General features: G+C 51.7%; 15 protein-coding genes. 8 read left to right on the forward strand and 7 right to left on the reverse strand.

The features are described 5' to 3' along the window. Positions 1-188: 188 nt before the first annotated feature. The 4 genes from msrP to Q9L42_RS01945 all read left to right on the forward strand — a co-directional run bounded on the left by msrP (position 189) and on the right by Q9L42_RS01945 (position 4014). On the forward strand, positions 189-1133 hold the full coding sequence (gene msrP / locus Q9L42_RS01930) for a protein-methionine-sulfoxide reductase catalytic subunit MsrP (RefSeq protein WP_349431796.1): 945 nt from the start codon (positions 189-191) through the stop codon (positions 1131-1133). Continuing rightward, positions 1133-1747: a sulfite oxidase heme-binding subunit YedZ gene (locus tag Q9L42_RS01935; RefSeq protein ID WP_305910108.1), complete on the forward strand. Its 615-nt coding sequence runs from the start codon at positions 1133-1135 to the stop codon at positions 1745-1747. Before msrP ends, Q9L42_RS01935 begins: the two co-directional genes overlap by 1 nt. A 373-nt stretch (positions 1748-2120) precedes the next feature. Further along, a complete protein-coding gene (locus Q9L42_RS01940) occupies positions 2121-3488 on the forward strand; it encodes an ATP-binding protein (protein WP_349431797.1) in 1368 nt (455 codons plus the stop codon). Next, positions 3466-4014 carry a response regulator transcription factor gene (locus Q9L42_RS01945; protein WP_305910107.1) on the forward strand — a complete coding sequence of 183 codons (549 nt, stop codon included), beginning with the start codon at positions 3466-3468 and terminating at the stop codon, positions 4012-4014. The genes Q9L42_RS01940 and Q9L42_RS01945 overlap by 23 nt, the downstream gene beginning before the upstream one ends. A 13-nt stretch (positions 4015-4027) precedes the next feature. On the opposite strand, the gene Q9L42_RS01950 is transcribed toward Q9L42_RS01945, so the two are convergent. The 5 genes from Q9L42_RS01950 to gcvH all read right to left on the reverse strand — a co-directional run bounded on the left by Q9L42_RS01950 (position 4028) and on the right by gcvH (position 7005). Beyond that, positions 4028-4360 carry a hypothetical protein gene (locus tag Q9L42_RS01950; RefSeq protein WP_305910106.1) on the reverse strand — a complete coding sequence of 111 codons (333 nt, stop codon included), beginning with the start codon at positions 4358-4360 and terminating at the stop codon, positions 4028-4030. 95 nt (positions 4361-4455) lie between these two features. Further along, entirely contained in the window at positions 4456-5262 is an 807-nt protein-coding gene (gene mazG, locus Q9L42_RS01955; protein ID WP_305910105.1) for a nucleoside triphosphate pyrophosphohydrolase, read from the reverse strand. Next, on the reverse strand, positions 5259-6191 hold the full coding sequence (locus Q9L42_RS01960) for a carbohydrate kinase family protein (protein ID WP_305910104.1): 933 nt from the start codon (positions 6189-6191) through the stop codon (positions 5259-5261). The genes mazG and Q9L42_RS01960 overlap by 4 nt, the downstream gene beginning before the upstream one ends. 11 nt (positions 6192-6202) lie before the next feature. Then, positions 6203-6562 (reverse strand): diacylglycerol kinase, encoded by a 360-nt coding sequence (locus tag Q9L42_RS01965; RefSeq protein ID WP_349431798.1) that lies wholly within the window; start codon positions 6560-6562, stop codon positions 6203-6205. A gap of 59 nt (positions 6563-6621) precedes the next feature. After that, positions 6622-7005, reverse strand: a complete 384-nt coding sequence (gene gcvH, locus Q9L42_RS01970) for a glycine cleavage system protein GcvH (RefSeq protein WP_305910102.1) — start codon at positions 7003-7005, stop codon at positions 6622-6624. Between the two features lie 137 nt (positions 7006-7142). Here gcvH and Q9L42_RS01975 point away from each other — a divergent pair, with 137 nt between their 5' ends. The 4 genes from Q9L42_RS01975 (at position 7143) to Q9L42_RS01990 (ending at position 12642) form a co-directional block, all read left to right on the forward strand. Then, the gene (locus Q9L42_RS01975; RefSeq protein WP_305910101.1) at positions 7143-8135 is read left to right on the forward strand and encodes a hypothetical protein; all 993 of its coding nucleotides are present in this window, start codon (positions 7143-7145) and stop codon (positions 8133-8135) included. A 528-nt stretch (positions 8136-8663) separates the two neighbouring features. Beyond that, complete coding sequence (locus tag Q9L42_RS01980) at positions 8664-11747, forward strand: efflux RND transporter permease subunit (protein WP_349431799.1); 3084 nt, start codon at positions 8664-8666, stop codon at positions 11745-11747. A gap of 63 nt (positions 11748-11810) precedes the next feature. Beyond that, a complete protein-coding gene (locus tag Q9L42_RS01985) occupies positions 11811-12278 on the forward strand; it encodes a phosphate-starvation-inducible protein PsiE (protein ID WP_305910100.1) in 468 nt (155 codons plus the stop codon). After that, complete coding sequence (locus Q9L42_RS01990) at positions 12262-12642, forward strand: cupin domain-containing protein (protein WP_305910099.1); 381 nt, start codon at positions 12262-12264, stop codon at positions 12640-12642. Before Q9L42_RS01985 ends, Q9L42_RS01990 begins: the two co-directional genes overlap by 17 nt. A gap of 45 nt (positions 12643-12687) precedes the next feature. Here the strand turns inward: Q9L42_RS01990 and Q9L42_RS01995 are convergent, their stop codons facing one another. Both Q9L42_RS01995 and Q9L42_RS02000 read right to left on the reverse strand, forming a co-directional pair. Continuing rightward, entirely contained in the window at positions 12688-13431 is a 744-nt protein-coding gene (locus tag Q9L42_RS01995) for a ParA family protein (protein ID WP_305910098.1), read from the reverse strand. Positions 13432-13439: 8 nt separating this feature from the next. Further along, a complete protein-coding gene (locus Q9L42_RS02000; protein ID WP_349431800.1) occupies positions 13440-14972 on the reverse strand; it encodes a CHAD domain-containing protein in 1533 nt (510 codons plus the stop codon). Between the last annotated feature and the right edge of the window lie 107 nt (positions 14973-15079).

Raw genomic sequence — 15079 nt, forward strand, 5'->3', positions numbered from 1 at the left:
ACAATTCAACTTAGACAAAATTTGCTAGACCCAAAAATAAGCACTTGCTATGTTGCCGCGATCGCCTTCGCTGCATTATCGATACGTCTTTGTTGTGAACTCTTCGCCAGTCATGTTTACTAATAGTAAGTATTTAGCCTGCATCATCTCGTTATCCCGATATATCCAACAATCGATAGGGCCCCATCATGCTAATCAAGGAATCGCCGAACATCGCCAGCAGTGAGATAACCGATCAGTCCGTTTTTAAGGCCCGCCGACAGATTATCAAGGCTGCGATGGGCATCAGTGTCGCCAGCATGTTGCCAAACTCAGTAAGCGCGACGGACAAACGTTATCAAAACATTCCTGTCGGTCCTTATTCGCAAGATTTGCAGGTCACCGACTTTGAAGATGTCAGTCATTACACCAATTATTACGAGTTCACCACCAACAAGACCGACGCCACGGTATTGGCTCAGGGTCTGCAAACCTCGCCTTGGCAAGTAAAAATAGACGGCGAAGTGGATAAACCAGGTATTTATAATCTGGAGGACATCCTAAAAGACAATCCACTACAACAAAGAATCTACCGCTTTCGCTGCGTGGAAGCCTGGTCTATGGTCGTGCCTTGGATAGGCTTTCCGCTAGGCGAATTGCTGAAAAAATTTCAACCGACCTCGCGCGCCAAATTCGTAGAATTCACCACCTTATACAATCCAAGGGTCATGATTGGCCAGGGCGGCGACTCTCTGCCCTGGCCTTATCGCGAAGGTCTGCGTATCGACGAAGCGATGCATCCGCTGACTTTGCTGGCGACCGGCATGTATGACCAAGAACTCCCCAAACAAAACGGCGCGCCGCTACGCCTGGTCGTCCCCTGGAAATACGGCTTTAAAAGCATCAAAGCCATCGTCAGAATAAGACTATTGGAAAGTATGCCGGCAACGGCATGGAATCAACGCGCGCCGGGGGAGTACGGTTTTTACGCCAACGTCAATCCCGAAGTCCCTCATCCGCGCTGGAGCCAGGCTCGTGAACGAATGCTCGGCGCCAGTATTTTCACCCCAAAACGCAGGACCGAAAAATTCAACGGCTACGGCGAACAAGTCGCAGCACTCTACCGCGGCATGGATCTGAAAAAATTTTTCTGATGCAACCTAGCAAACAAGCATGGGGCCTGATCAAACTTGCCGTTTTTATTGTCTGCCTAACGCCGTTCCTGCTGTTGTGCCTGGACACCTGGCAGGATAATCTCGGCGCCAACCCGATCGAAGCCCTGCACATTAGGCTGGGCGACTGGGCTTTGCGATTTTTATGCCTCAATCTGTTTTTAAGCCCTTATAAACATCTGACCGGACAACATTGGGTCAACCGGTTTCGTCGCATGCTGGGACTCTATTGTTTTTTCTATGCTTTCATGCATCTACTGGTGTATATCGTTCTGGATCTGTCTTTATCATCACAAGCATTGCTCGATGAAATCCGGGAAAGCCCCTATATATTGTTCGGCCTGATTACCTTCGTCCTATTGTTGCCGATGGCGATGACCTCCAGCAAAAACATGCAAAGACGCCTGGGGAAAAACTGGAAAAGACTGCATAGCCTTATTTATCCGGCGGCGATAACGGCAGTGCTACACTATATCCTGCTCGTTAAATCGGATTTAAATGAGCCGTTGATCTATGCGGATATCGTATTGATACTCCTGGCTTACCGACTAATCAGGCATATCAAAAAACAGCGTATAATGGTGAAAACCAGCTAAGCGGACAAAAAAAAGGCAGCTAAAAATAACTGCCTATAAAAATTAGGAAAATATAGCGCAACTTTTAACTGTAAGACCCTAAAAGTTATAGTAAATAGTAGCAACGCATCAGGCAAATTAAAATGTGACATATTGTCGCATCTGTCCCCTCTTTATATATTATATTAATATCGCCTGTTTTAAATAATCCGCAATTGTTATTATTCAGCGTATTTTTATCAGAAGGAGTAGGCTATTGATTTATCGGGCTGTCTGCAACAGGACGTTGCAGTCAGAGCTTACATGGAAGTATTCACGCGTCCCGAGAAATCAATGGTCTACTCCCTAAACCCTGAAAGATACTGAATAGTTACCCGCAATTAAACTTAAATTAATGTTTTCACAAGTCCTGCCCAAATCCGAAATCTCCATACGAGAAAACCTCAAGTGGTTGTTTATTCTAAGGAATCTTATGATTTCCGCGGAAGCGCTATTAATTTTTCTGGCCACTTATGGACTGGGCATCAAGCTGCCGCAGGAACAATTATGGCTAGTGATATTGTCGATTGCCGCCGTAAATCTTTACACCTGGATGCGCCTGCAAACTGAGGAGGTAGTCACCGACCTGGAAATTTTTTCCCAGATATCGATCGATGTGCTTGCCATCGCCTCTCTGCTTTATCTGACCGGTGGCGCTTCCAACCCGATCATCTGGGTGTTTCTGTTACCGCTGATCATCACCGCGATCATGTTGCCACAGGCTTATGTCTGGAATATGGTGATACTGACCTCATCCATTTACACCGTGCTGATCGGCTTCAATATTCCGTTGCCGGCAATCGAACCGCATGTCCCCGACCCCAAGTTCCTGACGCCGGAAATGAGTCATCAACTGCATATGATGAGCGATAAGAATTATTTTAACCTGCATATTTTCGGCATGTGGTTCGGTTTTGTTTTCAGCGCCGGTCTGGTCGCCTTCTTCGTCGTTGAATTATCCAACACGCTAAAGGAAAGGGAGCGCAATCTGGCCGATGCCCGCGAAAGCGCGTTGCGCGACGAACGAGTCGTTTCGTTAGGTACGCTAGCCGCCAGCGCCGCGCACGACATGGGGACGCCATTAGGCACTATCGCGATCCTGACTCATGAGATACAACAGGAATTTCCCGAGCATCGATACCCGGATCTACAACAGAAAATGACTATCATGCAACAACAAATCGACCGTTGCAAAGAGGCGTTATCGGTGATGTCCGCCACGGCCGGCGAAATGCGCGCCGAATCGGGTAAAATCATGCTGTTAACTCAATATATCGACGAAGTGCTCAATCAATGGCGCGCCCATAACCCCTCGACAAAACTGAACCTGTTCGTTTCCCCGGATAATTATATGGAGGCCAGGATTATCGCCGAACGCACCCTGACTCATTCCATCATTAACATCCTCAACAATGCCGCCCAAGCCACGCCGGACCATGAAGGCATCGAATTCCACGCCAACTGGGACCGAGAATTACTGCATCTTAAAATCCGCGACTTCGGCCCAGGCTTACCGTCCGAATATCTAGACCTGGTCGGCCAGCAACCGGTCATCAGTAAAAAACAAGGCATGGGCGTAGGACTGTTCTTAACCTACTCCACAATCAAACGCCTAGGCGGTACAATACAGTTCAGCAACCTCGAAGCCGGCGGAGCCTGCATTGAAATCGCCCTGCCAATACTAGCGACGGAGACTCAAGATGACGACATTGGAGTCGGATAAACCACAATTATTATTAGTCGATGACGACGAAACATTTTGTTCGGTACTAAAACCAGCATTGGAGAAGAGAAATTTCCAAGTCAGCGTCGCCCATGACGTTAAAAGCGGCATCCTGTTGGCCGAGCAAACCGAGCCTGAATATGCGGTGATCGATTTGCGTATCGGCCACGATTCCGGCCTGGAAATGGTCAAGAAACTGATTTCATTGGACAGCAACACCCAAGTCGTCATCCTGACCGGCTTCGCCAGCATCGCCACCGCCGTCGAAGCGATCAAACTCGGTGCCATACACTATTTGACCAAGCCCGCCAATGCCGACGAAATCGTCAACGCCCTATTCAAAAATGAAGGCGACTCCTCGGTGGCCATCAGCGAAAACCCGCTGTCAATCAAGCGCCTGGAATGGGAGCACTTACAAAGGGTGCTGATGCAGCACGACGGCAATATCTCCGCTGCGGCGAGAGCACTGAATATGCATCGTAGAACCTTGCAGAGAAAGCTGGATAAGCGGCCGGTCAGGGAATAACGCCCCTAAGCTCTCAACGGCCAACCGCCTGATCGACCATGTCCCCTATTTGTTTGCCCGGCCTGACTTGGCCTTGATAAGTCAGCACCGTTCCCAGCGCGAACTCGCCCTTGGGAGTCTGCAGCTTCGTTTTCTGTTCCCAGGTCCACATGTGGCCCTGTTTTGAATCGATAATGAAAACCTTCGGCATGAAACTGCCGGACTGCCCGGTGCGGCCTCCTTCATGGAGGACTATTGCGTGATAACGGCCGTCCTCCTCGGCCTCGACCGATATCGGCAACAGAACCATTAAAAAAACTAGCATCCAGCTCCGGCGCAAGCCGGCCTTATTCAATACTCGTTTCATCGTATACCCCTCTCGTTCGGATAATCGGATTCCGGCATAGACCGAATCTTCATCGTGTCGATTGCCTAACGCTTTTCCCCAGACCCAACCGAAGTTTAGCTGCTTCGCTTCGTCTTGAGTTTCGCCTCATGCCACAGGCTATCGAGCTCTTCCAGCTTACAATCGCGCAGCTCGCGGTCCGAAGACTGCACCTGACGTTCGATATAATGAAAACGACGAGAAAACTTTTTCGTCGCCTCCTTCAGCGCGATTTCCGGATTCACTTTCAGATGGCGAGCCAAGTTGACAGAGATCAGCAATAAATCACCTACCTCCTCCTGAATATGCCCCTGATCGCCTGACTGCCAGGCTTCCTTGACTTCATCCAGCTCTTCAAGGACCTTATCGAACACCGGCGCGGTTTCCGGCCAGTCGAAACCGTGACTGGCGGCGCGATTCTGTATTTTTTCACATTGCACCAAGGCCGGCAACGTTTTCGCAACGCCATCCAGCACGCTATCATTGCCTTCGGGCTTGTTTTTCGCCTTTCTTTCTTCGGCCTTGGCCTCTTCCCAGGCCTGCTGCCGCTGCTCGTCGCTGTCGTATGAAGCATCGGCGAAAACATGGGGATGGCGACGGACCAGCTTCGCGCCGATCGCCGCCGCCACTTGCTCAAAATCGAACAGCCCTCGTTCTTCGGCGAGACGGGCATGAAAAACCACTTGTAACAACAAGTCACCTAGTTCCGCGCACAGATCATCCAGATCGTTTCGTTCGATCGCATCGGCGACCTCGTAGGCTTCCTCGATGGTATAGGGGATCAAACTATAAAAATCCTGTTTCAGATCCCACGGACACCCCTCTTGCGGATGGCGCAGCCGCGCCATGATCGCCAACAGTTTTTCGGTATGCGTTAAACTCAAAATGACGTTCCGAAGTTTTCGATATAACGTTCCTTAAAGGATTCCAGCGAGAAAAAATGGTTCTGCGTGCCGTTATGTTCGATCTTAATCGCGCCCAGCAGAGAAGCAATGCGTCCGGTAGTCTCCCAGTCATATTCATTGATCAAACCATACAATAGACCGGCGCGAAAGGCATCGCCACAACCGGTCGGGTCCATTAACGCCTTCGGCTTCGCGGCCGGAATATCGAGACAACGACCGTCGGTATAGATTTTAGAACCTTTGCCACCCAGCGTGATAATCAAGGCGTCGACTTTTTCCGCCAATTGCTCCAGTGTCAGACCGGTCCGCTCCTGCATCAATTCCGATTCATAATCGTTGAAGGTGGCGTAACTGGCCAGGTCCATGAAGCGCAACAATTCGACGTCATTGAACATCGGCATGCCTTGACCGGGATCGAAGATGAAGGGAATGCCCTGTTCGGCGAATTGTTCGGCGTGCAACTGCATGCCTTCCTTGCCGTCCGGCGAGACGATACCGAGGCAGATACCGGCATCTTCAGGCACCGAATTCACATGCGAGTCGTTCATCGCCCCCGGGTGAAAGGCGGTAATCTGATTATCTTCCTCGTCGGTGGTGATATAAGCCTGACCTGTGTAATTATCATCCAGGATTTTGATATATTCACTGGAAATTCCACACTGACTTAGCCATTGCGCATAAGGTTCAAAGTCATGACCTACGGTCGCCATAATCACCGGCTCCTCTCCCAGCAACTTCATGTTATAGGCGATATTACCCGCACAGCCGCCATATTCCCTACGCATCACCGGCACCAGAAATGAGACGTTTAGAATGTGGACTTTTTCCGGCAGAATGTGATTTTTGAACTTGTCATGAAAGACCATGATCGTGTCATATGCCATGGACCCACAAATTAATGCACTCATCTATATTCCCCTTAAACTAAAATCATTATCCAAGTCACCGCCGCCCAGGCCAACGTCAAGAAAACCGCGGCCGAACCGATATCTTTGGCGCGTCCCGATAATTCATGATGCTCCAAGCCTACCCGATCCACTACCGATTCCACCGCGGAATTCAACAGCTCGGTCACCAACACCAAAATCATGCTGCCTATCAGCAGCAGCCTTTCAATATTGTTTTCACCTAGCCACACGGCTAGCGGCGCCGTTACCAGGAATAATAACACTTCTTGCCTAAATGCTTCTTCATGCTGCCAGCTCGCCTTGAATCCGGCCAGGGAAAAAAAGAACGCATTGAAGATTCGTTTAATTCCCTTCGTATTATGATTTGCCATGTTCTGTATCATCGTTTATTCGGACAGACGCCTCCCCTGACGACTGTGAATTATTTAACTTATTCTTCCAGCATCTGACTGTAGGCCTCGGCATTCATCAGCTGCTCGAGTTCGGCCGGATCACTCGCCTTGATCGCGAACAACCACGTCTGGAAAGCATCTTCATTGACCTGTTCCGGTTCGTCGTTAACTGTTTCGTTGATCTCCACTACCTCACCTGCGACCGGACTATACAAGTCCGAGGCGGTTTTGACCGATTCCACCACCGCGCATTGCTCCCCTTGCTTTAAGTGCCGGCCCAGTTCGGGCAACTCGACAAAAACCAGGTCGCCCAATTCAGACTGGGCGAAGTCGGTGATCCCGACACGGACGATATTGTCTGTTTCCAGTCTAGCCCATTCATGGGTCTTCGCGTATTTCAGATTTTCCGGCATCTCAGTCATATTTTCTCTCTCAGTTGCAAACGGGATAGGATATCAAAAAGGATAACGCGCTAATTATTAAAAACAACAAAAATTTAATTCCTAGGCTGACTATCCGTATAATTCACCGCTAGTTTTCACTGTATTGAGGCCGTTGCATGCAGGTTTGTCGCCAACCTTGGTTTATTCTGGTTTTCAGCTTAGCCGTCAGCGCTTTTGCTCACGCGGACAGCGAGACCCTAGACAGCCCGTTACGGCTGCAACTAAACCATCAGGCTCAGCAAATAAGCGGTATCGCGATCGTCAGCGCAAAACCCACTGATTATCGCGCAGAATTCACCGCCTACGGCAAGGTGCTGGACATTTCGCCCTTGCTGACCTTACGCCAAAACTATTTAAGCACCGCGGCCCGCTACAACAGCGCCACGGCCAAATCCAATCTGTCTCGCAACGGCATGGACCGCTTGCGGAACCTACACCGACATGAAGCCGTTTCCACCCGACAACTGCAGGAACAGCAGTCGCAATGGCAAACCGCCAAGGCGTTGACCGAAGAAGCCGCGCTGCAACGCCGGATGATTATCGCCTCTAGCCGTCAACAATGGGGCGACACGCTGACGGATTGGTTCACCCGGCCTACTAGCCCTGAAGCCGATGATATCATCGAGCATCGGACACAATTATTACAAATCACCCTACCGGCCGGTTATCTTCTGCCTGCAAGCGTCGATAGCATCCGCATCTCGGCCAGCGGCAAAAGGCGGGATGCCCTTGCCGCCCGGCTGCTCGCCGCCGCACCGCGAGTTGAGCCTTTTAGCCAAGGCCGGCAATATTTTTTCCTGATAGAGCAGGCCGACCTGCCGGCCGGCTTGCAGTTGATGGCCTGGATACCCCGCCAGAAAGAACGCCTGAAGGGCGTTATCATTCCTCGCAGCGCCTTGCTATGGCATCTGGGGCAATCCTTTGTCTTTATTAAACTGAGTGATGAGCGATTCAGTCGCCGTGCGATCGATCATTACCAGGAGGTGGCCGAGGGCTACTTTATTGCCGACACCATTGCCGCCGGTGAACGTGTCGTCAGCAGCGGCGCGCAAATGCTGTTGTCCCAGCAATTGCGCGCGCAGATCCCGGACGAGGATGACGACGATTAATGGAAAACCTTTGCAGCGTAAAGCAAAAGTTGCTAGCGCCCGGGGAGATTTTCCCAGCACCCAAATCCATAGCTTTTGAGCTGCATTTACATTTCAGAATAATTTATCGGCTGGGTGAACACCGCCCCTCGACAGACGCTTCCTAAACACAACCTCAGTTCGGGATAAAGGAATCATATACGACAATGGATTAAGACAGCATCAGGTCGCTCTGGAAGAAGCGTGCGCGGCATGGCCGATTTTTGTTGACCGCCCAAGGAAGGCGGACGTATACACGTCGTCTTCTGGAAGCGCTACCTAATAGTTGGGTAATTATTCAGCGTAGTTTTACTAAGAGGGAGTAGGTTATTGATTTATCGGGCTGTCTGCAACAGGACGTTGCAGTCAGAGCTTACAGGGAAGTATTCACGCGTCCCGAGAAATCAATGACCTACTGCCTAAAACCCGAAAGATACTGAATAGTTACATAGTTGGTTTCTTAACCCGAACTCAGGTCAAATAAATTCATATGCAAAAATTCAACCTCTCATGCTAGCTACCCTGGTTCGCTTTTCCATCCGCCATGCCGGCGTCGTCATCGCGTTAGCCGTTCTGTTGCTGTGTTACGGAGGCTACCGCTTTTCTGCCGCCGGCCTGGATATTTTTCCGGAATTTTCCCCGAAACAAGTCGTGATTCAAACGGAAGCCCCCGGCTTGCCAGCGGAACAGGTCGAACTATTGGTCACGCAAGCGATAGAAAGCTCGATCGGCGGTTTGATCGGCCTGCAATCGGTGCGCTCCGAATCGATACAGGGGCTGTCCATCATCATCGCCACCTTCGAGGAAGACAGCGATATCTATCGCAACCGACAACTAATCAGTGAACGACTGGCTGGGCTCAGTGATCAGTTACCCGCCGGCGTCATCCCGGTCCCAGTGCCGCTATCGTCCTCCTCGGCCACGGTGTTGACCATCGGCCTGAATTCCGACAGCAAGAACCTGATGGAATTGCGCAGTCTAGTCGACTGGAGCATCGTGCCACGCCTGCTGGCGGTGCCAGGCGTCGCCGATGTCAATGTCTTCGGCGGCGAAATCCGGCAATTGCAGATACAAATCGACCCGCTGAAATTGCGCCGCTACAACCTCGCCGTCGACGACATCGCCGCGGCCGCGCAACAGGCCGGCGCTCTCAGCGGCGGCGGCTTCATCGAAAACAGCAATCAACGCTTTACGCTGCAATTAACCGGACAACCTGCCACCCCAGAACAATTCGAGCAGGTCATCGTCAAGCGCCTGGGCGGCAACAACATCACGCTGGGCGATGTCTGCCGCATCGCCTATGCCCCCGAACCGCCGATCGGCGCCGCTCAAATCATGGGACAGCCGGGCATTGTGATGATGGTCATAGGCCAATACGGCGCCAATACGCTGTCAGTATCGAGGCAAGTGGAAGCCGCGCTAACGGAATTCGACCCTCTGTTCCAGAAACAGGATGTCCATTTTTATCCGCATCTGTTCCGACCGGCCGATTACATCGAGACTTCGGTCGCCAATCTGGGCGGACATCTACTACTGGGTGCATTCTTCGTCTTGTTGATCCTTTACCTGTTCCTGTTCAACTTGCGCAGCGCATTCATTTCGGCGCTGGCGATCCCGCTGTCGCTGATCAGCGCGATCATCGTGCTGTTGGAAGTGGGCGTCAACCTGAACATCATGGTGCTCGGCGGTCTGGCTATTGCCCTCGGAGAAGTGGTGGACGACGCGATCATCGATACCGAAAACATCTTCCGTCGGCTGCGAGAAAACCGTTTCAGCGCTAGGCCGGAAAAAACAACCACTGTGGTTTATAAGGCCTCGATGGAGGTTAGAAGCTCGGTGGTCTACGCCAGTTTCATCGTCGCCTTGGTGTTCGTGCCGCTGCTAACCTTGACCGGAGTCGCCGGACGCCTGTTTTCGCCGCTGGGCTATTCCTATATCCTGGCCATCCTGATGTCGCTGCTGGTCGCACTGACGCTGACTCCGGCGCTCTGTTATCTGCTGCTCGGCGACACGCTGAGCGATGATCGAGATCCGCCGCTGATCAAAGTCATCAAGCCGATTTATCAACGCCTGTTACGCGGAGTCAGCCGGCATTTCCGCATCGCGCTGTTGGGCAGCGTCTTGCTGTTTGTGCTGTGCCTGTCCGGTTTTTTTCGCCTGGATCATAATTTCCTGCCGGAGCTGCGCGAAGGTCATTACATCGTCCATACCACCAGTATCCCCGGCACCTCGCTGCAGGAATCGATCCGCATCGGTACACAATTAACGCAACAGTTCCTGACCATAGACGGCGTCGAATCGGTCTCGCAATGGGCTGGACGGGCCGAACGCGGCGCCGATACCTACGGCAGTCACTACAGCGAATATGAAGTGCGCCTGCAGCCGATGTCCGGCGCCGAACAGCAGCGGGTGCTGGAGCAGTTGCGCGTCATATTAGGTGATTTTCCCGGCATTCTGTTCGAGGCCAACACCTTCCTGACCGAACGGGTCGATGAAACCATCTCCGGCTACACGTCGCCGGTCGTCGTCAATATATACGGCCATGACCTGAACCCGCTTGACCGCAAGGCGCGAGAAGTCGCGGCCATCATACGCAGCCTGCCTGGGGCCGCCGATGTGCAATTGCGCTCGCCGCCCGCGACGCCAATGCTGAAAATTGTCTTGAATCAGGAGCGCATGCGCTTTTACGGCGTCAAACCCGCTAAGGTCATGGCGACGTTGCAGACTGCTTATCAAGGCCGTATCGTCGGCAAGAACATTCAAGGCAACCGGCTCTATAATGTCGCCGTGGCGTTGACGCCCGAACTGCGTCGCAATCCCGACTCATTGCGCCAACTGCCGATCAGAAACGAAGAAGGTCGGTTATTGACGCTGGGCCAACTCGCCGATATTCGCCATAGCGAAGGTCGTTACAACATCCTTCATCAAGGCGCGCAACGCAAACAGACGGTAACCGCCGATATCATCGATCGTGATATGGAGGCGTTCATGAAGGAATTGAAAACGCGAGTGCTCGATGAGGTAAGCTTTGCGAACGGCAGCTATCCGGAATTTACCGGCGCCGCGTTGGAGCAGTCCCATGCCCGCCGTGATCTGATCCTGCACTCGCTGCTAGCCGGTTGTGGCGTGCTGATTTTTATTTATATCGCGATCGGCAGCATCCGTCACATGCTGTTGACGCTGGTCAACCTGCCATTCTCGCTGATCGGCGGCGTCGCCGCCGTCATCGTCAGCGACGCCGCATTATCGGTCGGCTCCATCGTCGGCTTCGTCACTCTATTCGGCATTACCGTGCGCAACAGCATCATGCTGATTTCTCATTATCGTCATTTGGTCGAAATAGACGGCAAACCGTGGAATATCGACACAATGATTCAGGGTGCTCAGGAGCGACTGCCCTCGATACTGATGACCGCGCTGGTCACCGCATTGGCGATGTTTCCGATCGCCTTCAACAGCGACAATCCGGGGCGGGAAATCATGGGACCGATGGCCGCTATCATCATCGGCGGCCTGGCCTCGTCTACCTTGCTAAATTTATTATTGCTACCGACCATTTTGCTACGTTACGGCAGTTTCCCCATTAAAAAATAGTTTGCTTTTTTTATACCGACTGTTATTTATGACCTTCCTCCCGTCAGAGTTCACGGCAAAGACATGAATGACAAGCTCAACACTATCCGCAAAACCGGCGACCTGCTGGTCGACGGCTTTCATTACCTGGCCTTGTTCGGCATCGGCGCAACCATCGTCTGGTCGGCGGTCTATGATTACCTGCAAATGATGAAATCTGGCCACGCGACGCTGGAAGACATACTACTGCTATTCATTTATCTGGAACTGGGCGCAATGGTCGGCACCTATTTCAAGACCCATCGACTGCCGGTGCAATTTCTGATTTATATTGCGATCACCGCGCTGTCCCGACATTTGGTCATCGATGTGCAAAAGGTCTCGAACGATTTCCATCTTTACCTGCTGCTGGGCATCACCGTTTCGATCGCGATTCTGAGCGGAGCCGTGCTGTTATTGTCCTATACCGGGCGACATTATGGCTGTCCTGAAGACGAGTCGGTGACAATCCAACAACAGGAAAGAGGTTCCGAACATGAAAGCCGTGATTAAACGACAAAATCTGGAGGCAGAATACTATATCGCCGAGCAATGCTTCATCACCGAATTATCGAATAGCGATGACGACCCCGATGTATCGATCGCCCGCGCCAGGGTCGAGCCTGGCGTCACGACCCACTGGCACCGGCTTCGAGATACCGCGGAGCGTTACTGCATCCTCAACGGCGTCGGCCGCGTAGAGATTGGGGACTTGCCTGCACAACACGTAAAAGCCGGCGATATCGTGCTGATTCCTCCGCTGTGCCGGCAACGCATCAGCAATACCGGGGCCGAGGATTTGATATTCCTGGCCATTTGCAGTCCTCGATTCAGCAAAGACGTTTATCAGGATCTGGAAAACGAGCCGGTTCAGTAAGACACTGCGGCGCCGTGTATAAATCCTCCCTCGTCATGGCTTCCGTCATCTGATCGCCTGCTCGACCTCCCGCCATAGGGCCCTATAGGCCTCGCTGGCGCGGCTTTTTCCGGCGAAAACGGCAACCGGCATGCGCTCCAGTCCCATGCGCTCGATATCGCTGGCGCAAGGAATCACCGTCTCCAACAACTCCGGATAATCTTCCACCAGATGGGCCATGACCTCACGATGCATTTTTTTACGTCGGTCCGCCATCGACAAAAAAGGCATCAATTTCAGGTTTTTCAACTTATGTTCTTCGAGGAAACGCTTCAACTGCGCCAAGCTTCTAATCGACAGGCTGGTCGGAATGACCGGCGACAACAGGATATCAGCCGCCTCAAAAACTGCTTCCGATAGCAAAGAAATATTCGGCGGGCAATCGAGAAAAATCAGCTGATATTCCTCGCGCAAGGGTTTGAGCAATTTTTGCAGACGCCGAGTGGGTTTTTTACGTTCATCGAGTCTCAGATCCAAATTGCGAAAGGAAAAATCCGCCGGCAGCATGTCCAGGTTTTCGAAATCGGTCCCTTTGATCAGCGCGTCGAGATCACGATCGCCGGCGACCAAGGACTTGCCGCCTCCCTTGACCTTGGCTTTGATGCGAAAATAATAGCTACTGGCGCCCTGCGGGTCCAAATCCCAAATCAGGGTTTGATGTCCTTGTTGGGCGGCGCAATAGGCCAGATTGACCGCGGTCGATGTCTTACCCACCCCACCCTTGATATTGTATGCGGCAATAACTGTCATAGCCCCACCTAAAGCTTGCCTGAGAACAGGGCCTGGAATGACGCCTGGTTTTCGGGTCGCTTGAATTTGTCGAAACACCCGGCAAACGCCTGGCGCGCCCGTAGGCGTTGTTGACGCAGGTTTTGCACCAAGACGCCCATCGCGATCAAGGTATCGGCCGATGTTTGCTCCGCCATCATTTCATTGGCAAATCTTTTCAGCGTAGATTCCTGCACTTGATAGTCCTGAAAATCACCCAAAATATCCTGGAGTTCCTTCAATGCTTTGATCTGCCGCTTAATTTTCTTTTCCGGATACAAACTTTGAAAAAATTCCATCAGATAGCGCAATTTCTTGCATGTTTTTCGCAAGCGATGCAAAGCCTTAGGCGGCGTCTGATCGCTAATCGCGTTGCCTTGATTCAAAACGCGCCGGTAAACCCTCCAGAGGCGCTTATCGGCGAGCTGTTTGATCGACAGCAAAGCATCGGCCTCCGCCGGCCTTTTTACGACCGACTCCTTCAGGTAATCCTCCCACGCCTGCAGCTTGCCGATATATTCGACCGACTTCAGCTTGGCCGCCAGTTCTCGGTGAGATTGATGCTGTTTGACTTTGATCAGCTCATACAAGGGCTGAAGATCACCCTGCATGTCTTCCGGCAGGCTGTGTTGATAGCTGGCAAAATTCAATAGATAGACATCCATATCTCGGGCCGGTCCACTAATCTGACCCAGCCAAGCAAAAAATTCGGCGTTTCTGCCGACCACCGCGGCCGGCAGTACTCGCTTTAACTGGCTAAGCCCCGCCCGCGTTCTTCTCACCGCCACCCTGAAATCATGCAGGAACTCGCTGTCGATGGCGTCAATGGTCCCGGCTTCATTGACCTTGATGGCCTGCAACAAATGACTGTAAATGTATTTACAAGAAAGATCGGCGCGCATCTTGGGATCGAGCTGAATAGCCAACTTGGCTGAATAGTCCGCCGGCTTACGACCCTGTAATTCCAAGGCCGCATAGATTACCGGTTTTTTAGCCATCTTAAGACCCAGCTTTTTTTCCAGCAGCGCGCTGATGCGCTTGGCCGTCTTATCGTAGCCTTTGATGGGCTGCAGATACACCCTGGCCGGCAACAATTCATAATCTTCGATCAACAAACGCAATGTCGTCTTGCCGTCTTTATTGAGGATATTGATACGATAGGCCTGATAAGACAATGAGGTTAACGACAGTAAGGCGCGCATTTTCAACAGCGGCGCCAGTATCGATTGGAGCCTTGCATCGGCAAACTCTTCAGCGAATCTAGGCGCTTGATCCATTTCCGCCGCAGCGATCGGTTGCCCACTCTGCAGGTCGACTAAAGTGAGCCTAGAGTCCGACTTGGACTGGTTTAACTCACACAACACGCCGGCATTAAAGAGTCGCCAATCGAAACTGTCATAAAAAGTTTTCAGGGAATATTGCTGCGAAGCGATCTGTAAATCTTTTTTTTTGCTGATCTTAGCGAGAAACTTGTCTATCTTCTGATTTCCAGGCAGCTGAAAATGTAAATTAATCTCTGACATGTCTGAGCCTGCTACGGCTGATTCCGAATGGGGTTAAAAACCGACAAGGTTAGGACGTCGCCTGAACCTTGTCTATAGACTTGCTCCATCCTATCATGGCGTTAATA

This window comes from Methylomarinum sp. Ch1-1, assembly GCF_030717995.2.
Classification (GTDB): Bacteria; Pseudomonadota; Gammaproteobacteria; order Methylococcales; family Methylomonadaceae; genus Methylomarinum; species Methylomarinum roseum.

Coding starts and splice junctions, on each gene's coding strand:
- msrP (WP_349431796.1), top strand. CDS start 189: ATGCTAATCAAGGAATCGCCGAACATCGCCAGCAGTGAGATAACCGAT.
- Q9L42_RS01935 (WP_305910108.1), top strand. CDS start 1,133: ATGCAACCTAGCAAACAAGCATGGGGCCTGATCAAACTTGCCGTTTTT.
- Q9L42_RS01940 (WP_349431797.1), top strand. CDS start 2,121: ATGTTTTCACAAGTCCTGCCCAAATCCGAAATCTCCATACGAGAAAAC.
- Q9L42_RS01945 (WP_305910107.1), top strand. CDS start 3,466: ATGACGACATTGGAGTCGGATAAACCACAATTATTATTAGTCGATGAC.
- Q9L42_RS01950 (WP_305910106.1), bottom strand. CDS start 4,360: ATGAAACGAGTATTGAATAAGGCCGGCTTGCGCCGGAGCTGGATGCTA.
- Q9L42_RS01960 (WP_305910104.1), bottom strand. CDS start 6,191: ATGAGTGCATTAATTTGTGGGTCCATGGCATATGACACGATCATGGTC.
- Q9L42_RS01965 (WP_349431798.1), bottom strand. CDS start 6,562: ATGGCAAATCATAATACGAAGGGAATTAAACGAATCTTCAATGCGTTC.
- gcvH (WP_305910102.1), bottom strand. CDS start 7,005: ATGACTGAGATGCCGGAAAATCTGAAATACGCGAAGACCCATGAATGG.
- Q9L42_RS01975 (WP_305910101.1), top strand. CDS start 7,143: ATGCAGGTTTGTCGCCAACCTTGGTTTATTCTGGTTTTCAGCTTAGCC.
- Q9L42_RS01980 (WP_349431799.1), top strand. CDS start 8,664: ATGCTAGCTACCCTGGTTCGCTTTTCCATCCGCCATGCCGGCGTCGTC.
- Q9L42_RS01985 (WP_305910100.1), top strand. CDS start 11,811: ATGAATGACAAGCTCAACACTATCCGCAAAACCGGCGACCTGCTGGTC.
- Q9L42_RS01990 (WP_305910099.1), top strand. CDS start 12,262: ATGAAAGCCGTGATTAAACGACAAAATCTGGAGGCAGAATACTATATC.
- Q9L42_RS01995 (WP_305910098.1), bottom strand. CDS start 13,431: ATGACAGTTATTGCCGCATACAATATCAAGGGTGGGGTGGGTAAGACA.
- Q9L42_RS02000 (WP_349431800.1), bottom strand. CDS start 14,972: ATGTCAGAGATTAATTTACATTTTCAGCTGCCTGGAAATCAGAAGATA.